The organism is Pseudomonas sp. KK4 (assembly GCF_001984065.1).
Taxonomy (GTDB): Bacteria; Pseudomonadota; Gammaproteobacteria; order Pseudomonadales; family Pseudomonadaceae; genus Aquipseudomonas.
Genome location: NZ_LYVP01000037.1, coordinates 1 through 23,679, shown reverse-complemented (window position 1 = coordinate 23,679; position 23,679 = coordinate 1). Strand labels below are relative to the sequence as shown.

The following is a 23,679-nucleotide window of genomic DNA, read 5'->3' as shown; positions in this document are numbered from 1 at the left end:
AATTAGAAATGGCATTTGACGCATACATTCAGATCGAAGGCATTCCAGGTGAAGTGCTCGACGACAAGCACAAGGACTGGATCGAAGTGCTGGGCTACGAGTACGGCGCAACTCAGGCGACTTCCGCGACTGCAAGCTCTTCGGGCGGTGCTTCGTCGGAGCGTGTGTCGTTGAGCGATTTCAGCATCCGCAAAGCCGTGGACAAGGCTTCTGCCAAGCTGTTCGAAGCCTGCTGCAAAGGCACGCACATCGCCAAGATCCAGCTCAACGTCAACCGGGCGGGCGGTGACAAGGTCACTTACCTGACCATCAACCTGGAAGAAGTCGTGGTCTCCTCGGTCAAGGCGGTCGCCGGCGGCAGTCAGGGCGGTGAAGATAAAGCGGTCAGCGATCTGCCGATTGAAGAAATCAGCTTCAACTTCGCGCGCATCAAGACAACCTACACCCAACAAAGCCGTGCCGATGGCCAGGGCGGTGGCAACGTCACCGGTGGTTGGGATCGCACGGCGAACAAAGTGTTCGCTTAAGCCCTTCGCGATAGCGGACCGCGCACGCGGTCCGCATTCAGCACCGTGCCTGCCAAACAGGCGCGGTGTTCTTTTATCTTGATCAGAGTTGCCTATGTCTGAATTTCTCAACGACCTTTCGCTGGCCGAACTGACGGCGCCCATCAATGAGGGGAGCGGTGAAGACTTGAGCTTTTCCACCTTGTTCGATCAGGTGAAGGAAGCTCGTCGAGCAGACCCCGATTATCTTACCCAGGGTGACTGGCAAACCGATCTGAAGGCTTCCGATTGGGATCTGACCATCACCTTGGCGGCACAAGGCCTGGCTCGACAGAGCAAAGACCTGATGCTGGTCGCCTGGCTCAGTGAAGGCCTGGCGCACAAGTACCATTTTGTTGGCATCACCTTCGGCCTGACGCTGGCCGAGCGCATTCTGCACACCTTCTGGGCGGATCTGTTTCCCTCCCTGGAGGACGGCGTCGATGAACGCGCCGCACGCCTGTCGTGGATGAAAACCTCACTGGCGGACATCGTCGGCGCATTGCCGATCACTCAAGGGCAACATTACGGTCTGCTTCGCTATGACGAATCCAGGCACATCGAAAACCTGGCGCTGCAAAACCCTCAGGCGATGCGGGCCGCCCTCGACGAAGGCAAGATCAACGCGGAAATCTTCCAGCGTTCGGTGGTGCTGACCGACTCGGATCATCTGCGTCTGAAAGCCGGCGAAATAGCCGCATGCCTGAAAGCCTGCCAGCAGCTTCAGAGCACCGCGGACAGGCACTTTGGCCCTGAAGCGCCGAGCTTTGCCGGGCTCAATGACATTCTGTTCCGCGCAGGACAACTGGCTGAAAAGCTGCTCAAGGATCGGGGCATCGACCTGACCCCAGCCCCTGCCGCACCGACTCCGGCCATCCCTGAAAGCATGGGTGAACAACCTGCAGGTTGCGCAATGACCCAGCCTGAACACAGTCTTTCAAGCACACCGCTTCGGACCACACCGCAGACCCGAGATGAAGCGTTCACCCTGCTGGCGGGCATCGCCCAGTTTTTCAAACAGACCGAGCCCCAAAGCCCCGTCCCCTATCTGATCGAACGCGCGATCAAATGGGGCAACATGCCGCTTGAGGGTTGGCTGAACGATGTGATCAAAGACAGCAATGTGGTGGACAGCATCCGCGATGTGTTGGGAACCAAGGAAACCAAGTCCTGACACGCCGCCTCCGCGCTGCCGCCTGACGATGCTCTGATTCAGAGTCTGGAGCGAGAACTGGGTGTGACCTTGCTGCTGCGCTCGAATCAGGGCGTCAGCCTGACCCTGGCCGGGAAGCTTTTCCTGACCCGGGCACGCTCGATCATTCTCGATTGCGACCGCGCCGTACAGGATGTGCGCCAGTGGGATGAAATGTCCGAAAGGCAGATCGCGTTGGGCGTCGCAGCCAAATCGCTGGCGGCCTGTTTGATGCCGGTGTTCAGCAGCTTTATCCGCCGGTTTCCCAACGTGCAGCTACACGTCGCCGGGGGCAAGACCAAGATGCTGATCGAGATGATCCGCGCCGGTCGACTCGATTTCGTCATGTGCCCCCTGGGACCCAACGTCTGCGATACCGACCTGCACATCGAACGGCTGTACAGCTCGACAGCCAGCATCATCGCGCGCAAGGGCCATCCCTTGGCGAATGCTCGCTCAGTGGCCGACCTGGTCGATTGCCAGTGGATCAGCGTGCGGCCCGCAGGCGTTGCCGGCAGTGCGGAGACATCTTGCCGACTGGCTGGCCGTCATCGCGAACAAGCCTTGCTCCTGCCGGGTTTCCCCACCGCGGTGCACCCCATGCATTTTCATATGATGGAAATTGCACTTCTTCCCTCACACCTGGCCGGGTAGGGTCTGAGGCGCCCCCTCCCTGCAAACGAGAAACGCAATGAAACCCGATGAAAAGCGCAAGCACGCTGGTCCGCGTGCTGCCGATTTTTTTCAGATCGCGACCCTGGCCACTGTCTCACTGTTCGCCACTGGCACAACCCTCGCCGCCGACACCCAAGCTATTCAAGACGACTACTTCCACACCGGCGCCGGTCACCATTATTTGCTGCGCGCCGACACCGGCATCATTACCCACACGCTTCGCGACAACATCAGCGTGCTTGAGGGCTCAGGCGGCAACATCGTGGTGTTGACGGGCAAGGACGGGAAGTTCCTGGTGGATGCGGGCATTGGCAAATCCCGGGACAAGGTCAAGGCGGCACTCGCGGCGATCAGCCCGGCGCCGGTCAAATACGTGGTCAACACCCACTGGCACTGGGACCACACCGATGGCAATGCCTGGATGCACGCCGATGGAGCGACCCTCGTGGCGCAGGTCAATACGTTGAAGCATCTGTCGCAAACCACCCACGTCGATGACTGGAACTGGACTTTCCAGCCTGTGCCGGCGGTCGCGCGGCCTACGGTGCTGGTGAACGATGCAAAGACCTTCGACTTCGACGGCAGCAAGATCAGGGTCGAGAACTTCGGCCCCGGCCACAGTGACGGCGACCTGTGGGTCTATTTTGAAAAAGCCGATGTGCTGGCGATGGGCGATACGTTCTGGAATGCCGGGTATCCGTTCATCGACAACCAGGACGGCGGCAGTATCAATGCGGCAATTCATTGGGCCAACGAGGCTATTGACCACACCACCGATCACACCCTAGTGATTCCTGGGCATGGTCGTCCGGCGGGTACGCGGGCCCAGGTCATCGAGTTCCGCGACATGTTGGTGGGGGTGCGCGATAACGTGGCCAAGCTCAAGCAACAGGGGAAATCGCTGGATGAGGTTATTGCTGCGAAACCTACGGCGGCTTTTGATGCGAAATGGGGGCACTTTGTAATCAAGCCGGACTTCTTCGTGAAGCTGGTGTATGCCGGGGTGAAGTGACCCATCGCGGCCAACTCAATTACTGTAGGAGCGAGCTTGCTCGCGATGGACGTGAACTCGCCGCGTTCATTCAGCCAACCCGCGTCATCGTTGGCGTCCATCGCGAGCAAGCTCGCGCCTACAGTAAAAGCGTTACCGGGCGGCCACCTTGTTGGCCCCTGCGTCCCACCCTCCTCCCAAGGCTTTGTAGATTGCAACGATGCTGCGGTACTGGTCGGTTTCGCCCTGGGCCTGAGCGTCTTCGGCGTTAAGCCGTTCGCGCTCGGCATCGAGCAGTACCAGATAATCCACCGAGCCTTCCCGATACTGGATGCCCGCCAGATCCGCCGCTGCCCTGCTCGACTCACTTTGCTTGATCAGCGACAGCAGGCGCTGTTGGCGTTTGCTGTAATCGCTGAACGCGTTTTCCGACTCTTCCAGCGCCAGCAGTACCTGCTGTTCGTAGGTGGCCAGTGCGCCTTCGGCGTCGGCATTGGCACCGCGAATGCGGGCGCGGACACTGCCCAGGTCGAAGGCGGCCCAGGTGATGCTCGGGCCCAGGCTCCAGGCTCGGGCGGCGCTGGAGCCGATTTGCGAACCGCGCCCGGCGGTGAAGCCGAGGAAGCCGCTGAGGCTGACCCGGGGGAACAGGTCGGCGGTGGCCACGCCGACATCGGCGGTGGCGGACGCCAGACGCCGTTCTGCCGCCAGCACGTCCGGACGACGGCGCAGCAGATCGGCAGGGTCACCGATGGGCAGTGCCTTGGCGATCGCTGGCAGATCCTTCGGGCTCAGTGACACGCTCAATTGTTCCGGCCGCTCGCCGAGCAAAGTGGCGATGCGGTTTTTCTGCCGCACCTGTTCGGCCTGCAGTTGCGGCACGCTGGCCTCGACCGCGGCCAGCCGGGCGTCGGCACGCATCACGTCGAGTTCGTTGCCGACGCCGGCATCGCGCAGGCTGACCGTCACGGCGCGGGAATCGTTCTGGTTCTTCAAGTTGGCCAGGGCGATTTTTTCCCGCAGTTGTGCGCCGCGCAGTTGCCCGTAGGCATCCACCAGTTCGGCGATCATGGTCACCCGCAGTTGATACAGGTCCGCCGCGGCGGCGTCTTCACGGGCATCGCTCGACTCCAACGCACGCTGAATGCGCCCGAACAGGTCAACTTCCCAGGCCATGTCCAGGCCCAGGTCGTACCGCTCGGTATTGACCCGGCTCTCGGTCTGGCCGGGCACCTGGGAGCGACCTTGCAGGCTGCTGACCCGGCTGGTGACCACCGGCAGGTTGTCGTTGCTGATGTCGTCGCGAATCGCCCGGGCCGCTTTCCAGCGAGCGAAGGCCACCCGCAGATCGCGGTTGCCCTCCAGGGATTTGCTCACCAATTGGTTGAGGGTCGGGTCGTCGAATTGCTGCCACCACACCGTTTCAAAGCGGGTTTGATCGTAGCTTGCCGCTTTCGCGTAGACGCTGGTGGCCGGCGGCGTATCAGGGGTCTTGTAGTCCGGCCCGACGGTACAGGCGGCCAGTGCTGCCACCAGAAGGCTGGGTACGAAAAGCTTCAGGGCACTCATGGTTGCACCTCCAGGGCGTGGACGGGTTTGCGGGCTTTCTTGCGTTCGATGTAGCGGCGAATCAGGACGAAGAACACCGGTGTCAGCAACAGGCCAAAGAAAGTCACCCCGAGCATGCCGGAGAACACCGCCACGCCCATGGCCCGACGCATTTCGGAACCGGCGCCGCTGGAGGTCACCAGCGGGATCACGCCCATGATGAAGGCGAACGAAGTCATCAGGATCGGCCGCAGACGCATGCGGCATGCTTCCAGTACCGCCGCCAGCGGTGACAGGCCCTGGTCCTGTTTGTCCTTGGCGAACTCGACGATCAGGATCGCGTTCTTGCACGCCAGGCCCACCAGTACGATCAGGCCGATCTGGGTGAAGATGTTGTTGTCGCCTTTGGAAATGATCACCCCGGCAATCGCCGACAGCAGGGTCATGGGCACGATCAGGATCACCGCCAGCGGCAGGCTCCAACTTTCATACAACGCCGCCAGCACCAGGAACGCCAACAGTACGCAGAGCGGGAACACCAGCAGCGCGGTGTTGCCCGACAGGATTTGCTGGTAGGTCAGATCGGTCCACTCGTAGGTCATGCCGTTGGGCAATTCTTCCTTCAACAGTTTCTCGATAGCAGCCTGGGCCTGGCCGGAGCTGTAGCCGGGGGCGGCACTGCCGTTGATTTCCGCAGTGAGGAAGCCGTTGTAGTGCGAGACCCGGTCCGGTCCCGAAGTCGGGCTGACCTTGACAAACGTGGCCAGCGGAATCATCTCGCCGCGATCGTTGCGCACCTTCAACTGACCGATCTGCTCGGGCTCCTGACGGAACTGTTGCTCGGCCTGGACGTTGACCTGATACGTGCGGCCAAAGCGGTTGAAGTCGTTGGCGTACAGCGAGCCCAGGTACACCTGCAGGGTGTCGAAAATATCGTTGATCTTCACCCCGTGAGTCTTGGCCTTTTCCCGGTCGATGGCGGCTTCGACTTGCGGCACGTTGACCGTGTAGCTGGTGAACAGGTTGGCCAGTTCCGGCGTGGTGCGGCTCTTGGCGATGATGTTCATGGTCTCTTTGTACAGTTCGTCATAGCCCAGGTTGCCCCGGTCTTCGATCTGCAGACGGAAACCGCCGATGGTGCCAAGACCCTGTACCGGAGGTGGCGGGAACACGGCGATGTAGGCGTCCTGAATGCCGCCGAACTTGCCGTTGAGCGAGGCGGAAATCGCCCCGGCGGACAGGCTCGGGTCCTTGCGCTCATCGAACGGGCGCAGGCCGATGAAGGCGATGCCGGCGTTCGGGCTGTTGGTGAAGCCGTTGATCGACAACCCGGGGAATGCCACGGCACTGTCGAAACCCGGCTCTGCCATGGCGATGGTGCTCATGCGCCGGATCACCGACTCGGTGCGATCCAGGCTGGCGGCATCCGGCAATTGAGCGAAGGTCACCAGGTACTTTTTGTCCTGGGTCGGCACGAAACCGGTCGGGGTGGTGCTGAAGCCCATGTAGGTCAAGGCGATCAGGCCGGCATAGATCAACAGGGCGACGCTGCTGCCACGGATGATCTTGCCCACGCCAATCACGTAGCCGTTGCTGGCCTTTTCGAAAAGCCGGTTGAACGGTTTGAACAGCCAGCCACCGAGCACACGGTCCAGCACTTTGGAGAAGCGGTCTTTCGGTGCGCCATGGGCCTTGAGCAATACCGCCGCCAACGCTGGCGAGAGGGTCAGGGAGTTGAACGCCGAGATCACCGTGGAGATGGCGATGGTCAGCGCGAACTGCTTGTAGAACTGCCCGGTCAGGCCGGAGATAAAGGCTGCCGGTACGAACACTGCGCACAGCACCAGCGCCGTAGCGATGATCGGCCCGGTCACTTCACTCATGGCTTTCTTGGTCGCCTCGGCCGGTTCCAGGCCGGACTCGATGTTGCGCTCGACGTTCTCCACCACCACGATCGCATCGTCGACCACGATGCCGATCGCCAGTACCAGACCGAACAGCGACAACGCGTTGAGCGAGAACCCGAGCAAATGCATCACGGCAAAGGTACCGATCAGTGACACCGGTACTGCCACCAGGGGAATGATCGAGGCCCGCCAGGTTTGCAGGAACAGGATCACCACCAGCACCACCAGGATCAGTGCTTCGAACAGCGTGTGCACCACCGCCTCAATGGAGCTACGCACGAAGATGGTCGGGTCGTAGACGATCTCGTAGTCCATGCCTTCCGGGAAATTCTTCTTCAGCTCGGCCATCTTCGCCCGCACCTGGTCGGAGATGTCGATGGCATTGGAACCGGGGCGCTGGAAGATCGGCATCGCCACCGCTTCCTGATTGTTGAGCAAGGCGCGCAGGGCGTACTGATTGGAACCCAGCTCGACCCGGGCAATGTCCCTCAGGCGAGTGATTTCGCCGTTCGGGCCACTGCGGATGATCACGTTCTCGAACTCTTCCTCGGTGACCAGGCGGCCCTGGGAGTTGATCGACATCTGGAAGCTGGTGGCATTGGGCGCCGGCGGCGAACCCAGTTGCCCGGCGGCGACCTGTCGGTTCTGTTCACGCACCGCAGTCACCACATCGGTGGCCGTCAGGTTGCGCGAGGCGGTCTTGTCCGGGTCGAGCCAGATCCGCAGCGAGTAGTCGCCGATGCCGAACATCTTCACGTCACCGATACCGTCCAGCCGCGCCAGCTCATCCTTGACGTTGAGGATCGCGTAGTTGGACAGGTAGAGCATGTCGTAGCGTTTGTCCGGCGAGACCAGGTGCACCAGCAGGGTCAGTTCCGGCGAGGCCTTGTCGACGGTGATGCCGATGCGCGTCACTTCTTCTGGAAGCTTCGGTTCGGTGCGGGTCACGCGGTTCTGCACCTGGACCTGGGCGTTATCCAGGTCGGTGCCCAGGGCGAAGGTCACGGTGAGGGTCAAGCGCCCATCGGCGGTGGACTGCGAGGACATGTACAGCATGTTCTCGACGCCGGTGATCGCTTGCTCCAGCGGCGCGGCCACGGTTTCGCCGATGACCTTGGGGTTGGCCCCCGGGTAGTTGGCGTGCACCACCACGGTCGGCGGCACCACTTCGGGGTATTCGCTGATCGGCAACTGGAACAGCGAGATCAGGCCGGCGATCAGGATCAGCAGCGACAGCACCGCCGCGAAGATCGGTCGCGTGATAAAGAACTGAGAGAATTTCATGTCGGTGTTCCCTTATCCGCGAGGGCTGAGCGCAGCATCCGTCTTCACCAGGGCCGGTGACTTGACGGTTGCAGGCTGGTTGGCGGCTTCGATCGCCTGCCGTTGACGAGCCAGGGTGGCGACGGTTTCCGGATCGGCCATCGGTGCGCCCTGCGGCGCAACCACGGCGCCGGGGCGCACCCGCTGCAGACCGTTGATGACGATGCGGTCTTCCTTCTGCAGGCCGCTGCGCACGATGCGCAGACCCTCAAGCTTGGGCCCCAGCTCGACGCTGCGGTACACGGCCTTGTTGTCATGATCGATCACCAGCACGAACTTCTTGCCCAGGTCGGTCCCCACCGCTTCGTCCTTGATCAGCAGGCCGGCATAGGCGGCGCTGCCCACCAGTTTCAGGCGCGCGTACAAACCCGGGGTGTACTGGCCGTCAGCGTTATCGAACACGGCGCGACCGCGGATGGTGCCGGTCTTGGGGTTGACCTGGTTGTCGACGAAGTTCATCTGCCCCTGGTGGGTGTTGCCCTCCTCGTTCGACAGGCCCATGTACACCGGCGTGGTCTGGCCACGCTGGCCCTGGCGCGAGAGCTGGCTGTACTTGAGGAACAGGCGCTCGTCGGCATCGAAGTAGGCGTAGACCTTGTCGGTGGAGACCACGCTGGTCAGCGCGGTGGTGTCGGCGGTGACGATGTTGCCGGCGGTGATTTCGGCGCGACTGACGCGGCCGGTGATCGGCGCAGTGACGCGGGTGAAACTCAGGTTCAGGCGCGCCAGATCGAGCTGGGCCTGGATCGCATCGACCCCGGCCTTGGCCTCCTGCGCGGTGGTGGTGCGGGTGTCGGCCAGTTCGGCGGAGATCGCGTTGGTGGTCAACAGGCGCTGACCGCGCTGCGCTTCATTGGCGGTGCGGTTCTGCGTGGCCCGGGCCTGTTGCAGTTGGGCTTCGTAACGATGCACTTCGTGCTCGAACGGCCGTGGATCGATCTGGAACAGCAGGTCGCCCTTCTTCACCAACGCGCCGTCGGTGAACGCCACTCGTTCGATCTGCCCCGACACCCGTGGCCGCACCTCGACGGTTTCCGGTGCTTGCAGTCGGGCGGTGACTTCATCCCATTCGGTGATCGGCTGCTCGATCACCTTGGCCACGGTGACATGGGGCGCCCCCGGTGCGCTGGCGGCGACGGTCGCACGATCGCAAGCGGTGAGCAGCGTGAGCGCCAGTGCGGCGATCGGGTAACGAAAAGCTTTGAGTGACTGATCCATGGGTTGTGTCCGCCAGACGGTTTGGGAATGTTGTGGAGTCTCGGCCTCGCGCGAGGCGGCGACGAATCGAACGCGGTGAACTTGGCTATTACTATTAATGATGAACGTCATGTATAAGGACAAAAAAACACCACGACGAGGCTCAAGCCTGGGTCTTGGCGAGGGCGCTGCACACCGAATCCAGGGCCGGCCCGAGGGTCTGCGCCAGTTCCCGGGCTCGGGGCGTGGGTTGCATCTGCCTTCCCATGCGCTCGAACAGCGGGTCGTTGAACAAGGCCCGCAGGCGCCGCAGCGCACCGCTGACCGCCGGTTGGCCCATCGACAGTCTCAACGCGGCCCGAGTGACGTTGCCCTCCTGCATCAGGGTTTCGAATACCACCAGTAGATTCAGGTCGATAGTGCGCAGATCATGACGTTTCATAATGTGTCCACCTGGTATTTGCGCCGACGATATATTACGACCATAATCATTACAAGCCTCTCGGCGACGACTTGCACTCGGCAAGCGCACCTGACCACAGGAGCAGCTCATGAAAGTCACGAAAGACAAGGCAGCGGCGAACAAAGAAGCGATCCTCAGCGCCGCGTCCCGGCTGTACCGGGAGAAAGGCATCGACGGCATCGGCATCGGCGAGCTGTCACGTTCGGTGGGGCTGACCCACGGCGGGTTTTACGGACAGTTTCCGGGCGGCAAGGAACAGCTGGCGTCGGAGGCGGTGACGCGCACGTTCGAGACCAATATCCGGGACTGGCAGAACGCCAAATCGATTCCCGAACTGGTGAAGGGTTACCTGACCCAGAAGCACCTGAACAACTGGACCGAAGGCTGCCCGATCCCGGCGCTGGCGGCGGACGTTGCGCGTAACGGTGGGAGCGTGAGCCAGTCGTTTACCCAGGGTGTCGAGCGGTTGACCGAGATACTGATGCCCTTGGTAGAGGGTGAAACCGAGGAGGAAAAACTGCAGCAGGCGCAACAAGTGATTGCCTCGATTGCCGGCGCGATGCTGATTGCCCGAGCGTTGGACAAGCCGGAGTTGTCGAAGCAGTTTTTGACATCGGTGATCAATGCCTGGCAGGACTGAATAACGAAACTCACACCTGTGGTGAGGGGACCTTTCCCCTCACCACAGGTGTGTCGTCTGCCATCAAACCGTGGTTTGTACGGCCACCGCCTCCCGCCCCTTGAACGCCAGGCAGAAGCAGAAAAAGATCGCCAGGGCGAACCCGGCCGGGAACAGCCAGATGTGCTTCCAGTCATGGCCACCAGGCGTTGCGGCGAAGTGATCGGTCACCTGCCCCGCCACCCAGAAACCGATCAGCATGCCCAGGCCGTAGGTCGCCAGGGTGATGAGGCCCTGGGCGGAACTGCGGAAGCGTTCCGAGGCCTTGGCGTCGGTATAGATCTGCCCGGACACGAAGAAGAAGTCATAGCAGATGCCGTGCAGGGCAATGCCGGTGAACAGCATGAAGGCCAGATCACCGTTGTTGCCATAGGCGAACAACAGGTAGCGCAGCGCCCACGCCAGCATACCCACGAGCAACGCAATCTTGATCCCGAAGCGCTGGATGAACAGCGGCAACAGCAGCATGAACAGCACCTCCGAAACCTGGCCGATGGCCATTTTCGCCGTGGGGTTGGTCACGCCGATTTCCGCCAGGAACGGGTTGGCGTTCTGGTAGTAAAACGCCAGGGGGATGCAGATCAGGATCGAGGCGATGAAGAACACAAGGTAGCTGCGATCCTTGAGCAGGCCCAAGGCGTCCAGGCCGAGCATCTGCTTGAGGCCGCCGTTGCCGGACTCGGCTTTCAGTGGCGCGGTGCGCGGCAGGGTGAAGCTGTACAGACCCAGCAGCAGCGAGGCGGCAGCGGACATCAGGAACGTATTGCGCAAGCCACCGGTGGCAATCATGGCCTGTGAATCCCAGGCGAACACGAAGCTGATCACCAGGCCGGCGACGATCCACCCCACGGTGCCCCAGACGCGGATCCGGGAAAACTCCAGCGCCGGGTCGCTCATCTGGCGGAAGGCCACGGAATTGACCAGGGCCAGGGTCGGCATGTAGATCAGCATGTAGGCCAGCACGTACGGATAGAACGTGCCGAAATCTGGCGCCCGATACAGCTGAAACAGCAACACCGCGCCCACCAGGTGCAGCACCGCGAGAATGCGCTCGGCATTGAAGAACCGGTCGGCGATCAGGCCAATCACGAACGGCGCAATGATCGCCCCCCAGGACTGGGTCGAAAACGCCATGCCGATCTGTCCGCCACTGGCCCCCAGGTTACTGGCCAGAAAGGTGCCGAGGGTGACGAACCAGCCACCCCAGATAAAGAATTGCAGGAACATCATTGCGCTCAATCGCGCGGTCATCATCGTCATAACAGTCACCGTCTTATTGTTGTTTTTTTATTGCGTGAAATCGGGGTCAGGCGTCGGGCAGCCCCAGCAGGCGTCGATTGAAGGCCGCATCGGACGTCACCCCGGCGAAATCGTCGAAGGCCTTGCGGGTCCTGGTGATCATGTGTCGCTCGATGAACGCCGCCCCTTCGGCCGCGCCCTGCTCCGAATCCTTCAAGCAGCATTCCCACTCCAGCACCGCCCAACCGTTGAAGTGGTATTGGGTGAGTTTGCTGAAGATCGATTTGAAATCGATCTGACCATCGCCCAGGGACCGAAAGCGCCCCGGCCGCTCGACCCAGCCCTGATAACCGCCGTACACACCGGAGCGGGCATCGGGGCGGAATTCGGCGTCCTTGACGTGGAACATGCGGATGCGTGAGTGGTAGCGATCGATGAAGCCCAGGTAGTCCATCTGCTGCAGCAACAGGTGGCTGGGGTCATAGAGAATCGCCGCGCGTGGATGGTGATCGACCGCCTCCAGAAAGCGCTCGAACGAGGCGCCGTCGTGCAGGTCTTCGCCGGGGTGAATTTCATAGCAGAGGTCGACGCCGGCCTCCTCGAAGCAATCGAGAATCGGCAACCAGCGCTTGGCCAGTTCGGCAAAACCCTGCTCGACCAGGCCGCTGGGGCGTTGCGGCCAGGGGTACATGTAGGGCCAGAGCAAGGCGCCGGAGAAGGTCGCATGGGCCTTGAGGCCCAAGCGCTGACTGGCGCGGGCCGCCAGCTTCAATTGCTCGATGGCCCATGCGGTGCGCGCTTGGGGCTGACCGCGCAGATGGGCCGGTGCGAAATCGTCAAACAGCGCGTCGAACGCCGGATGCACCGCCACCAGTTGCCCTTGCAGATGGGTCGACAGTTCGCTGATCTGCACGCCGGCTTCGGCGCACACCGCGATCAATTCGTCGCAGTAGCTTTGGCTTTCAGCCGCTTTTGCCAGGTCAATGAACTGCGTGCCCAGGGTCGGCAACTGGATGGCTTTGTAACCTTGGGAAGCAGCCCAGCGGGCGATGTTGGCCAGGGTGTCGAACGGCGCGTCGGCGGACATGAATTGCGCGAGGAAAATCCCCGGGCCGCGCAGGCCGGATGAGGTTTGAGGGGTCACGGAGCTCTCCAGGGTCATGGGTGGCACACCAGTTCGGTCCACTTGGCGTCGCCGCGATGGTTGGCGATGGCGGTTTCGATGAATGCCATGCCGCGCAGCCCGACGTCGATGCCGGGTACGCCGGGGGCATCGTGCCCCGCGACATGGCCACGGATGGCGTTGGCAAAATCGCCGTACAGGTTGGCCATGGCTTCGAGGTAGCCCTCGGGATGACCGGCGGGCAGGCGCATGCGCTGGCTGGCGGCGTCGCACAACCAGGGCTGGCCGAGGCCGGAACGCAGGATGCGCAGGGGTTGATCGAGGGCGCGATGGATCAGGCTGGCGGGCTCTTCCTGGCGCCATTCCAGCCCGCCCTTGTCGCCGTAGACACGGATTTTCAGCGGGTTTTCTTCACCGGCGCAGACCTGGCTGGCGATCAGCACACCGCTGGCGCCACCGGCCATCTTGAACAGCATCGAGGCGTCATCGTCCAGTTGCCGGCCGTCGATGTGCACGCTCAACATTGCGCACAACCGATTGATCGACTGGTCGGCGACAAACTCGGCGAGGGAAAAGGCATGGGTGCCGATGTCGCCGATGCACCCGCCGATTCCGGACTGCTCCGGCAGGTCCCGCCAGGCCGCCTGTTTGTTGCCCTGCCCCGCCACATCCTGGCTGAGCCAGCCCTGGGGGTATTCGACGATGACCTTGCGCACCGCGCCGATCACGCCGCTGCGCACCATGTCCCGCGCCTGCCAGACCATCGGGTAGCCCAGATAGGTATGGGCCAGGCCGTAGAGGCGGTTGCTGCGTTCGACCACTTGCTTGAGGTCGAGCAATTGGGCCAGGTTGAGCGCGGCCGGTTTCTCGCTGAACACATGGAAGCCCGCGCTCAGCGCCTCGCTCGCCACCGGCGCATGCAGATGGTTGGGGGTGACGATCACCAGCAGTTCCAGGCGTTGTTCGGCGGGCAACGCACGTTCGGCTTCCAGCATCTGGCGCCAGTCGTTGTAGCAGCGCGAGGCCGGCAAGCCCAGCGCTGCGCCGGTCTGCTGATTGTTCAGCGGGTCGCGACTGAAGGCGCCGCACACCAGTTCGAAGCGACCATCGAGCCCGGCGGCCTGACGGTGGGCCTTGGCGATGAAGGCCCCCTCGCCGCCCCCGACGAAACCCATTCTTATCTTTGGCACCGCAGCGTTCATCACATTGGCTCACTGTTGCTGGGAAAAGTGGCGATGTAACCGGTTACATCGTCGCGAAAATTTAGGCGCAGTTGCCGGCGCTGTCAAACCCGCAATTGCAGGTACCGAAGATTTCAGGCGACGGCCAACCTGCGGTAAGCTCGCCGGCCGAGGGGTTCGATAATGAGGTGGTCTTGTCCAATATCCGTGAAGTAGCAAGGCTGGCCGGGGTTTCCGTGGCCACGGTGTCGAGGACGCTGAAGTCGCCCGAGCGCGTGCTCCCCGAGACCCGGGACAAGGTCAACGCCGCCGTGGAACAGGCCGGTTACCGACCGAACCTGATGGCGGTGCAGTTTCGTTCGCAGCGCACCGGCAACCTGGTGATTCTGGTGCCGGCCATCGCCAACACTTTTTTTGCCAGGGTGATCAGCGGCGCACAGCAAGCGGCCCAGGCGGCGAACTATCGGCTGCTGTTGTGCGACACCCAGGGCCGCGAAGAGATTGAACGGGAGTTTGCCGAACTGGTGCACAACCACCAGGCCGATGGCGTGATCCAGTTGCGGGCCTTTGATCCGTTTACCGAGCCGGCACCGATGGTCAATGCCTGTGAGGTGATTCAGGGCGGTCGGCACCCGACCATCAGCCTCGACAATCGCGCAGCCGCCAAGGCCATGACCGAGCATCTGATCGAGCTCGGCCACCGGCGCATCGGCCTGATCAAAGGACCGAAAAGCAGCCCCCTGACCCGCGATCGCGTGGCCGGTTATCAGGATGCCCTGCAGCAAGCGGGAATCGACTGCGACCCGGCGCTGATCTGCCACGGCGACTTCAGCCTGCAAGCCGGCCACGACGGCGCCGCCGCGATGCTGGCCCTGCCCGAACGCCCTACTGCGCTGTTCTGCGAAAACGACGAAATGGCCATCGGCGCGTTGAAGCGCATCAAGCAAGAGGGTTTACGGGTGCCCGAGGACCTTTCCCTGGTAGGGTTCGATGACATCCCCTTCGCCGCCTATTGCGACCCGCCACTGACCACCATCGCGCAACCGGCTGAGGTTTTCGGCCAGCAGGCGGTTGAGATGCTGATTGCGTTGATCGAGAAAAAACCGCTGGTGGAGCGGCATGTGGTGTTGCCGTTTGAGTTGACGTTGCGAGGGAGTACGGCGGTGGTGAGGCAGGGGAAATAGCGGTTGCCTGATCTATCGCCTTCGCGAGCAAGCCCGCTCCCACAGGGTTTTATGTTGTTCACAGATAATGTGATCAACCGAAAACCTGTGGGAGCGGGCTTGCTCGCGAAAGCGGTGTGTCAGGCACCCCGAACCATCAATCCCTGAACTGCGTCAGCTGCTGGCTCAACGACCCGGCCTGATCACGCAGTTGCACCGATTGCTCGAGCAGGCTGCGGATCGCCTGGTCATTCTGTTCGGAGATGCGGCTGACGCCCTGAATCGCCACCGACAGTTGCTCACCGGTCGCCGCCTGGCTTTGGGTCTGGCGGGCCACTTCGCTGATGCGCGTCAGGATGTCCTGGGCATGCTGGCGGATCTGGTCCACGCCCTGGGCCGAGGTGGTCAGTTGCACCACGCCCTGGCGCACCGCTTCACCGACCTGCTGGACGTTGGCCACGGTGTTGCGCACATCGGAACCGATGGCGCCGATCATGTCGCCGATTTCCCCGGTGGAGCGACTGGTGCGTTCGGCCAGTTGCCGCACTTCATCGGCCACCACGGCAAACCCACGGCCCTGCTCCCCTGCCCGCGCCGCTTCGATCGCCGCGTTGAGCGCCAGCAGGTTGGTCTGGTCGGCGATGCTGCGAATCACCGCGATGATCCCGGCGATCTGCTGCGAACGTTTTTCCAGATCCCCCACTGCGCCCGCCACCACGTCCATGGTCTGGTCGATATGGGTAATGCCGACCAGGGTCTGGCTCATGTCGCTGGAGATATGGGTGGTCAGCACCTCGGTGTTGCGCGCCAGTTGCTCCACGTCTTCGGCTTGCTGGGACATCTCGGTCACCGAATGCGCCAGCGCGGTCACGCCGCTGGCCATTTCCTCGGTGGCGGTGTGCTGCGAGGTCGCGCGCTCGGCCACGGCCTGGGTGGTATCGCCCAAATGATTGGAGATCTGCATCAGCGTGCTGCTGCTGTGGCGAATCGAGCCCACCAGGTCGCCCAGACGCTGGATGAACTGGTTGAACGCCCCGGCCAGCTTGCCGGTTTCATCGCCGCTGCGTTGTTCGAAACGCAGGCCCAGTTCGCCACCCCAGGCCTGGATGCCCACGGTCAGCCCCGACAGCGGGCGAATCTGCCACGCCAGCAAATGCCACAGCACAATGGCCAGCGCCAACAAGGCCACCAGGCCGATCACCACCGCGGTGTAGAGGAAGTGATTGATGCCGACCATGGCTTCGGCCAGCGGGTAGGCCACCATCAACGACCAGGTGTTCGGTGACTTGCCGATGTGCACCGGTTGCAACACATAGCCCCAACCGTCGCGTTCGAAACTGTAGGCTTGGCCCGCCTTGATCGCGTCCTTGGCGGCGGCCGGCAGCTCATCGGCCGGCTGGCTCAGGCGCTTGGCATCGGGGTGGCTGGCGTACAGGCCGTCGCTGGACACCAGCGCTCCATAACCCTTGTAGGCGTCGATGGTCGCGAGCTGGCGGTTGATGCTTTCCAGCGGAATATCCACCCCCGCCACACCCAGGGCTTTGCCACCCTGCAACAGCGGCACCATGATCGACACCAGCATCACCTTCTGCCCGCTGCCGACCGCGTAGGCATACGGCTCGGACGCCCACGGCTGGCGCGTGTGCAGCGGCCGGTAGTAGTACTGGTTGTCGGCGTTTTCCGGGGTGTAGCCGCTCAACGCTTCGGACTTCACCACGCCGCTGGCCCGGTTCCAATAGGTCAGGTAGCGGCCGGTGGCGTCATGATTGGGTTGATTGACGAACTCGCTGTCCTTGCCATCGAACGCGTTCGGCTCCCAGTACTGACCCAGGCCGATGATCTTCGGGTTGGCCTCGACCAGTTGCCGCGTCAGGGCGTCGGCAGTCTTGCGGTCGACCTGCTGTTGCTGCATGGCCATGGCGACGCTGGTCAGGGATTCGGCGACGGTAAAACCGGCGCCGAGCTCGACTTCCACTTCCTTGGCGTTGGCCTTGACGATGCTGTCGACCAGGGCAAAGGTTTCTTTGACCGACGAGCCATAGGCAATGTAAGCGATGGAGCCCAGCAGCAGCGCCATGACGACCACGGTTCCCGTCAGAGCGGTCCAGAACAGCTTGAAATGCAGCGAGCGATTGGGCATGAACATTCTCGAAGTGAGCACTATGTCAGCCAGCACAGCCCGCGCAAAAATGTGAGTGCAGCCGCCCTGCTGGCAAGTGATTTATAATTGATATTATTGGGCCACTATATCGAGCGATGCGCCTTTTGGGCAACCCATATCAAAGGATGGTTGCCGGATCAAAGGCAGAGGGAAACAAGGCAGACGAGCGCCTGGAACAGCTGTCGAGCCCAGGCGAGGCAGCGGGTTTTTCACAGCCGGACGCAGCCTCGCACGGGCTCGACAGCTGCTGCAGGGTGAGAGGAAATCAGAGGCATTCCTGAGCGGCGCGTTCGAGTCGCGACGGGCCGAAGGTCGAGGCCAGCAACGTCCGTTCGTACAGGAACACCTTGCCGCCATTGGAAGCCTTGTGGGCCTCGAGCACTTCGTTGGCAGCGACTTTGCTGGACACCACGATGCGGTAACTGCGCTGGGTTTCCGAGACCGTCGTTTGCAACGAATCTTCCTGCAGTTTCGGCAATACGCATTGGGCGTAGTCTGCCGGGGCCTTTTTCGTTTGCAGGGTCAGCGTCGGGTCGTTGGGCGTGGAGGCACAGCCCGACAGCAGCAGGGAGGCGGCAATGGCCAGCCGGGTATAGGTATTCATCGCGCCGATTCCTGGAGAAGCTTTCAGATGGGCGCGATTTTCCCTGTTTGCGGCAGACAACAGAACTTGCGATGGCTGATGGTAACTATTATTCGAAGGAATAGTTGGAGGCCTTTCTGTAGGAGCGAGCTTGCTCGCGATGGTCTCAAAGGCACCACGTTCATTCAGGCAGGGCGCGTCATCGTTGACGTCCATCGCGAGCAAGCTCGCTCCTACAGAGGATCAGGTCGATTTGCCTTTGAACGCTTCGCGCCGCGCCGATCGCTCTTGGACATAGGCCTCTGAAGGCTCGCTGATCAGGTCTTCCCGGCGCAACAACTCACCGCAATGCTCGCACAGCGGCCCGAGTCCGGCCCCATGGCCACAGGTGCGGTGAACGTAGTGCACCGCCACCCCCTCCTGCGCCGATTTGCACCAGGTTTCCCCCCAGGCCCGCAACGCAAGCACCACCGTGTAGAACGCCTCGCCCTTGGCCGTCAGGTGGTACTCGTAGCGCGGTGGCCGTTCGCTGTAGGCGCGGCGCTCGACCATGCCGTCCGCCTCCAGGCTTTTGAGGCGCGAAGCGACCATCTGCGGCGTGCCGCCGGTCTGCGCCTGGATCTCGTCGTAACGATGGTTGCGCATGAACAACTCGCGTAACACCAAGACCGTCCATCGGTCACCGACGATGTCCTCGGCCCGTGCAATCGGGCACAGGGTTTCAGGACTAGAATTTTTTACGGCCATGCAGGCTTGCCTCTTTCACAGTAACTATGATTATCATATCTACACCGCGCCAGGGCAAGCCCATGGCACAGGTCAGCCATCCTTTTCGGAGAATTCGTCATGTCCAACGCTGCCTACCCGCTCGATCGCACCGCCTACCTGCTGGTCGATCCCTATAACGATTTCCTGTCCGAAGGCGGCAGGGTCTTCCCCTTGATCAAGCCGATCGCCGAACAAGTGGGCCTGCTCGACAACCTGCGTGCACTGGATCGCGCGGTGCGCGCGCGGGGCATTCAAGTGGTCATCGTACCGCACCGTCGCTGGGAACAAGGCGATTACGAAAACTGGGACCACCCAAGCCCTTCCCAGTGCAAGATCCAGCACATGCATCATTTTGCCCGTGGCGAATGGGGCGGCGAATGGCATCCCGATTTCGCGCCTAAGGAAGGCGACATCATTGCGTCGGAACACTGGGGTTCGAGCGGCTTCGCCAACACCGACCTGGATTTTCGCCTCAAGCAACAAGGCATCACCCACGTGATCATCGTCGGCCTGCTGGCCAACACCTGCATCGAGGCCACTGCCCGCTATGCGCAGGAACTGGGCTATCACGTGACCCTGGTGCGCGATGCCACCGCCGCCTTCAAGCCGGAAATGATGCATTCGGCCCATGAACTGAACGGCCCCACCTACGCCCATTCGATCGTGACGACCGAGCAACTCATCGCCACCCTGAAGCAGTGATCAAGCCATGAACCTGACCGGAAACCTGCTGATCGGCGACAAGGAAATCCTTGCCTCCGAAGGCACCCTCAAAGCCCTCAACCCCGCCACCAACCAGTACATCGAGCCGGACTTCGCCCTCGGTGGCGTGGCCGACGTCGACCTGGCCGCGAACCTGGCCGACGAGGCCTTCGACCTCTATAGCCACACTTCGCTGGCCGAGCGCTCGGCATTCCTTGAGCGCATCGCCGCCAACCTCGTGGCCGTGAGCCAGGAGCTGGCAGCCCGTACCGCCCTGGAAACCGGCTTGCCCCCAGCCCAGTTCGAGGGTGAAGTGGTTCGCGCCGCGACCCAGTTCCGCCAATTTGCCGACGTGGTGCGCAAAGGCCGATTCCTGCACCTGGCCATCGATCCGGCGCAGCCCGATCGTCAGCCGCGTGCGCGCATGGATCACCGTCTGCAGAAAATCGCCATCGGCCCGGTGGCGGTATTCGGCGCCAGCAACTTCCCCATCAGCTATTCCGTGGCCGGCGGCGATGTGGCTTCGGCCCTGGCGTCTGGCGCAACTGTGATCGTCAAGGCTCATAACGCGCACCCTGGCTCTTCGGAAATCCAGGCCCGGGCCATTCGCAAGGCCGTGCAGGACAGCGGCTTGCCGGCGGGTGTGTTTTCGATGGTGCGCGGTGCCGGCAATGCCATCGGCGAAGCGCTGGTCGACCATCCGCTGATCAAGGCCGTGACCTTCACCGGCTCGGAACAGGGTGGCATGGCCCTGTATCGCCGCGCGCAACTGCGCCCCGATCCAATACCGGTGTTCACCGAAATGACCAGCGTCAACCCCACCTTCATCCTGCCCCAGGCGCTGGCGGCCCGCGGCGCGCAGATCGGTGACGGGTTCGTCGAGCGCATGCTGGTCAACGTCGGCCAGGCCTGCCTGAAACCGGCGATTCTGATTGCGCTCGAAGGTGAGGGGTTCGCGGCCTTGCGTGCAGCCATGGTCAAGCGTGTGACCGATGCGCCGGCGCGGCCGATGCTGACGCCGGGCATTCACGGGGCTTACGTGCGTGGCCTGGACCACCTGCAAGGAGCGGGCGCAAACCTTGTCGCCGTGGGCGCCGTGGCCCATGTCGATCTTGATGGTCGATCAGCGTTGCTGGAAGTGGACGGTGAGCGTTTTCTCAGCGAGCCTGCCCTGGCCGATGAGGTGTTCGGGCCGGCGGCACTGCTGGTGAAGGTCAAGGATGAGGCGCAGATGTTCGCCGTCGCCCGGGCGTTTCGCGGTCAACTCAGCGCCACCTTGCATCTTGAAGAGGGAGACATGGATCTGGCCCGGCGTCTGTTGCCGATCCTGGAGCGGCGTACCGGACGGATCGTGGTCAACGCCTTTGCCCACCCCCAGGAGGTGTCGTTCGCGACCATCCATGGCGGACCGTTCCCGGCCTCGTCGGACAGCCGCTTCACCTCCGTGGGCATGACCTCGATCGAGCGCTTTTTGCGGCCGATCACCTATCAGGGTTTTCCGGATGGATTGCTGCCTGAAGCGTTGCGCGAACTCAATCCACTCGGATTGCCGCGCAGCGTAGACGGCCAGTAACCGCTGCTTTCCTGTAGGAGCGAGCTTGCTCGCGATGGTCGTTAACGATAACGCCGCAAACCTGACACCCCGCGGCGTTCTCAGGTTCATCGCGAGCAAGCTCGCTCCTACAGTGGGTTGGCGTCAGTTCACGCCATTGTGCAGGGCAAACACCTGATTGCGCCCATTGCGCTTGGCCTGGTACAAGCCGTCATCGGCCCGGGTCACCAGGCTTTCCAAATTGTCGCCCGGTTGCACGAAGGCCACCCCGAAGGAGGCGGTGATGGTGTCCAGCACCGTGTCGGTGCCCCGCGCCTTGATCCGCAGCGACTGCACCTTCAGCCGCAGTTGCTCGGCATAGGCACAGGCGCTGTCCAGGCCCGCGCAGTCTTCGAGCACCACACAAAATTCCTCGCCGCCGTAGCGCCCGGCAAAGGCATTCGCCGTCAGCGCCCCGCGCAACACCATGCCGACATGCTGCAGCACCCGGTCGCCCAGCGGATGACCGTACTGATCGTTGAATTGCTTGAAGTGATCGATGTCCAGCATCACCAGCGCGACCTGCCCGGTGTTTTTCGCCAGTGCCTTCTCCAGCAGACGGGTGAACGCGGTGCGGTTGAGCAGCTCGGTCAGGCCATCGAGCGTCGCCGCTTGCTGGGCACGTTCGAGTTTGTCGCGCAGGGTCTTGATTTCGCTTTGCGCCGATTGCAGTTGGGAAAGGAAGTGTTCCTGCTGACTCTGCATCAGCCGCGTGCTCTGTTGCAGCTCGCTGAGGATGCCTGGCAACCGATCGCTGGTCGGCTCCTCAAGCACCTCCAGGCACTGCCCGAGGCGGTGTTGAAAATCCACGCTGCCCTTCACACTGCGTGAAACATCGCGCTCCATGCCATCGACCAGGCTGATGACCTGCTGCTGCTCGGCGCGGGCATCCTGGAGCTCGTCACGAATGATGAACTCGCGAAACAACCGGGTCGCAGACTCCGGCGGGCATCCGTCGAAGTCCCGCACCACCCGGTCCAGATGACGATTGAGCTCTGGCTCCTGGCCTTTGCTGTAGGTGTACCACAGCGCGTAATGCACGGGGTTGGGCGGGATATTGTGGCGAACCATCAGGGGTACGGCTTGCTTGAGCAGCGCCGCCGCCTCGCGGGAGTCTTCCGGATAAAGCGCTAGAACATTCGCACGCGTGTCTGATTGGCTCATGGATTCACTGTGGTTGTTTATCATTGGCGTTCAACAGTGCGTTGAGCATACCGATACGCCCGACAAACGGCTATCCCGGCTTGATTTGAATTGTTGATCGCCGCAGATCCCCGTGGGAGCGGCGGTGCTTCAGCGAATGTTCGAGGGCGTATAAGGCTCGATAAACCCACAGCCCAGAATCTCGTTCAGCCGCCTGGCATCGCTCATGCGGCGAAACAGCCCCGGCGTCATCCACGGCGCATGTCCGTCGATATTGGCTGCACCCCTGCCCGTCTGCACATCGTCGATCAGCACCGAGCGGGTTTCGAAGGAGATCCGCGTCAGCCCGGTGCAATTACCGACACCGGCATGGGCATGGGCGCCGGAAAACGCGATCAGGCTCCCCGGTGCGATATCGACGGCAACGCCCTGTTGCGGATCGATCATTTCAAGCAGGTGCGGGATGGCCTCATCGGCATCCACCGCGTTGCGGCCGTCGCGGTGCGAACGCTGCAGGATGGCGTGCATGTCGAAATCGGCGCTCGAATTGCTCAGCGGCCGCTGCCACAAATGCGGATACAACGCGAAGGTCCGGCCTGGGGTGATGGGGTAAATCGGCGCCCACCAGTTGGTCTGCGCATACAGATTCGAACCCCAGGTATCGCGATGAAACGCAATGGTGGCGGTGGTCCGGGCCCGTGGCACGACCTGCTGCGGCTCACGGTGCGGCTGAAAACGCAGGTGCAGGCGATCGCAGGCCAGTGCATCGGCCGCCATCCCCACACTCTCCACCACGGCCAGCCAGCGTTGGCGGATGTCCGCTGAACCGGCGAAAGCGTTCTGGCACTGGGCAAAGCGCAGGGTCTGCTCGCGGTGGTCCAAATACTGGTGGATCTCGGGAGGTGACCAGGGGTGCAGGGCTTCTTCGAGCAACTCACGGGTGACGTTCACCAACGCCTGCATGGCCGACGATTGCGTGATGTGCAGTATGTCGCCGGCGTAGATCCGATCGTGAAACCGCCGCGGGTCAATCGGCGTTTGCAGCGCGCTGTACATGATCTGACGTCCGTTGAAGGTACCTGTGCGACTCTAGAAGCATGCCCATCGCCGTGCAAAGGGCCAGCGGCGGCAAAAAACAACGGATCAGTGGTTCATTGCTTCAACATCCTGTTATTTTTAGTCAGTAATCGGAATCTGCATTGCCACTATCAGCATGGCACAATGATATCAACTTGATGCCGGACGCCCCCGGCATTCATCAAAACGGTTTGAGCGAGAGGAAACGCAATGCTCCTGAATGTCCTGATTTGCTGGCTGCTGGTGGCCGTTGCTCTCGCCGCGTTCCTGTGCCGACTGATTCACAAAGCCAAAATGGCTGACCGGGCATTGCGCCTTCAGCGCCCCGACGCTTCCCGGCGCAAAAGCGATGTCCACGGCCGCGGCAAAGATTCGGATCGCCATGCGGCCTGAACGCCCGCCCCCCTGCTCGATCTCCCCCTGATACC

The 23,679-nt window shown here is 62.2% G+C and carries 20 protein-coding genes and 2 pseudogenes; 8 read left to right on the top strand and 14 right to left on the bottom strand.

Going from position 1 to position 23,679, the window contains the following annotated elements; all coding sequences use genetic code 11:
• Positions 1-8: 8 nt before the first annotated feature.
• The 4 genes from B0W55_RS14645 to B0W55_RS14630 all read left to right on the top strand — a co-directional run bounded on the left by B0W55_RS14645 (position 9) and on the right by B0W55_RS14630 (position 3,424).
• Entirely contained in the window at positions 9-527 is a 519-nt protein-coding gene (locus tag B0W55_RS14645; protein ID WP_059404755.1) for a type VI secretion system tube protein Hcp, read from the top strand.
• Between the two features lie 94 nt (positions 528-621).
• A complete protein-coding gene (gene tssA / locus B0W55_RS14640; RefSeq protein WP_077046691.1) occupies positions 622-1,719 on the top strand; it encodes a type VI secretion system protein TssA in 1,098 nt (365 codons plus the stop codon).
• A gap of 63 nt (positions 1,720-1,782) precedes the next feature.
• Positions 1,783-2,391, top strand: coding sequence for a LysR substrate-binding domain-containing protein (locus B0W55_RS14635; protein ID WP_256576299.1), 609 nt, complete (start codon positions 1,783-1,785; stop codon positions 2,389-2,391).
• Between the two features lie 37 nt (positions 2,392-2,428).
• A complete protein-coding gene (locus B0W55_RS14630) occupies positions 2,429-3,424 on the top strand; it encodes an MBL fold metallo-hydrolase (protein WP_083743191.1) in 996 nt (331 codons plus the stop codon).
• 132 nt (positions 3,425-3,556) lie between these two features.
• Here the strand turns inward: B0W55_RS14630 and B0W55_RS14625 are convergent, their stop codons facing one another.
• The 4 genes from B0W55_RS14625 to B0W55_RS14610 all read right to left on the bottom strand — a co-directional run bounded on the left by B0W55_RS14625 (position 3,557) and on the right by B0W55_RS14610 (position 9,820).
• A complete protein-coding gene (locus B0W55_RS14625; RefSeq protein ID WP_077046690.1) occupies positions 3,557-4,972 on the bottom strand; it encodes an efflux transporter outer membrane subunit in 1,416 nt (471 codons plus the stop codon).
• Positions 4,969-8,142, bottom strand: coding sequence for an efflux RND transporter permease subunit (locus tag B0W55_RS14620; protein ID WP_077046689.1), 3,174 nt, complete (start codon positions 8,140-8,142; stop codon positions 4,969-4,971). The genes B0W55_RS14625 and B0W55_RS14620 overlap by 4 nt, the downstream gene beginning before the upstream one ends.
• A 12-nt stretch (positions 8,143-8,154) precedes the next feature.
• Complete coding sequence (gene mexE, locus B0W55_RS14615; RefSeq protein ID WP_077046688.1) at positions 8,155-9,399, bottom strand: multidrug efflux RND transporter periplasmic adaptor subunit MexE; 1,245 nt, start codon at positions 9,397-9,399, stop codon at positions 8,155-8,157.
• Between the two features lie 142 nt (positions 9,400-9,541).
• Positions 9,542-9,820, bottom strand: coding sequence for a LysR family transcriptional regulator (locus tag B0W55_RS14610; protein WP_077046687.1), 279 nt, complete (start codon positions 9,818-9,820; stop codon positions 9,542-9,544).
• A 109-nt stretch (positions 9,821-9,929) separates the two neighbouring features.
• On the opposite strand from B0W55_RS14610, the gene B0W55_RS14605 reads away from it, so the two are divergent.
• Positions 9,930-10,481, top strand: a complete 552-nt coding sequence (locus B0W55_RS14605) for a TetR/AcrR family transcriptional regulator (protein WP_077046686.1) — start codon at positions 9,930-9,932, stop codon at positions 10,479-10,481.
• 63 nt (positions 10,482-10,544) lie between these two features.
• Here the strand turns inward: B0W55_RS14605 and B0W55_RS14600 are convergent, their stop codons facing one another.
• The 3 genes from B0W55_RS14600 to B0W55_RS14590 are packed head-to-tail and all read right to left on the bottom strand — an operon-like array spanning position 10,545 to position 14,084.
• On the bottom strand, positions 10,545-11,780 hold the full coding sequence (locus B0W55_RS14600) for a nucleoside permease (protein WP_077046685.1): 1,236 nt from the start codon (positions 11,778-11,780) through the stop codon (positions 10,545-10,547).
• A gap of 46 nt (positions 11,781-11,826) precedes the next feature.
• A complete protein-coding gene (locus tag B0W55_RS14595) occupies positions 11,827-12,921 on the bottom strand; it encodes a sugar phosphate isomerase/epimerase (protein ID WP_077046684.1) in 1,095 nt (364 codons plus the stop codon).
• The gene (locus B0W55_RS14590) at positions 12,918-14,084 is read right to left on the bottom strand and encodes a Gfo/Idh/MocA family protein (protein WP_077046683.1); all 1,167 of its coding nucleotides are present in this window, start codon (positions 14,082-14,084) and stop codon (positions 12,918-12,920) included. The genes B0W55_RS14595 and B0W55_RS14590 overlap by 4 nt, the downstream gene beginning before the upstream one ends.
• Positions 14,085-14,257: 173 nt before the next feature.
• Here B0W55_RS14590 and B0W55_RS14585 point away from each other — a divergent pair, with 173 nt between their 5' ends.
• Positions 14,258-15,247, top strand: coding sequence for a LacI family DNA-binding transcriptional regulator (locus B0W55_RS14585; protein WP_077046682.1), 990 nt, complete (start codon positions 14,258-14,260; stop codon positions 15,245-15,247).
• Between the two features lie 136 nt (positions 15,248-15,383).
• On the opposite strand, the pseudogene B0W55_RS31580 reads toward B0W55_RS14585, so the two are convergent.
• The 4 genes and pseudogenes from B0W55_RS31580 to B0W55_RS14570 form a co-directional block, all read right to left on the bottom strand.
• Positions 15,384-15,920: pseudogene (locus tag B0W55_RS31580) on the bottom strand (methyl-accepting chemotaxis protein); the annotation flags it as partial.
• A gap of 324 nt (positions 15,921-16,244) precedes the next feature.
• A pseudogene (locus B0W55_RS31575) lies at positions 16,245-17,138 on the bottom strand (cache domain-containing protein); the annotation flags it as partial.
• A gap of 514 nt (positions 17,139-17,652) precedes the next feature.
• Complete coding sequence (locus tag B0W55_RS14575) at positions 17,653-17,991, bottom strand: hypothetical protein (RefSeq protein ID WP_077046680.1); 339 nt, start codon at positions 17,989-17,991, stop codon at positions 17,653-17,655.
• Positions 17,992-18,213: 222 nt separating this feature from the next.
• Positions 18,214-18,717 carry a helix-turn-helix domain-containing protein gene (locus B0W55_RS14570; protein WP_077046679.1) on the bottom strand — a complete coding sequence of 168 codons (504 nt, stop codon included), beginning with the start codon at positions 18,715-18,717 and terminating at the stop codon, positions 18,214-18,216.
• A gap of 99 nt (positions 18,718-18,816) precedes the next feature.
• On the opposite strand from B0W55_RS14570, the gene B0W55_RS14565 reads away from it, so the two are divergent.
• Both B0W55_RS14565 and B0W55_RS14560 read left to right on the top strand, forming a co-directional pair.
• Positions 18,817-19,440, top strand: coding sequence for an isochorismatase family cysteine hydrolase (locus B0W55_RS14565; protein WP_077046678.1), 624 nt, complete (start codon positions 18,817-18,819; stop codon positions 19,438-19,440).
• Positions 19,441-19,447: 7 nt separating this feature from the next.
• Positions 19,448-21,013 carry an aldehyde dehydrogenase (NADP(+)) gene (locus B0W55_RS14560; RefSeq protein WP_077046677.1) on the top strand — a complete coding sequence of 522 codons (1,566 nt, stop codon included), beginning with the start codon at positions 19,448-19,450 and terminating at the stop codon, positions 21,011-21,013.
• 123 nt (positions 21,014-21,136) lie between these two features.
• On the opposite strand, the gene B0W55_RS14555 is transcribed toward B0W55_RS14560, so the two are convergent.
• The 3 genes from B0W55_RS14555 to B0W55_RS30810 all read right to left on the bottom strand — a co-directional run.
• Positions 21,137-22,195, bottom strand: coding sequence for a GGDEF domain-containing protein (locus B0W55_RS14555; protein WP_256576298.1), 1,059 nt, complete (start codon positions 22,193-22,195; stop codon positions 21,137-21,139).
• A 129-nt stretch (positions 22,196-22,324) separates the two neighbouring features.
• Positions 22,325-23,230 (bottom strand): hypothetical protein, encoded by a 906-nt coding sequence (locus B0W55_RS14550; protein WP_077046675.1) that lies wholly within the window; start codon positions 23,228-23,230, stop codon positions 22,325-22,327.
• A gap of 171 nt (positions 23,231-23,401) precedes the next feature.
• The coding region (locus B0W55_RS30810; RefSeq protein WP_175645511.1) for a hypothetical protein at positions 23,402-23,679 on the bottom strand (278 nt) is incomplete at its 5' end.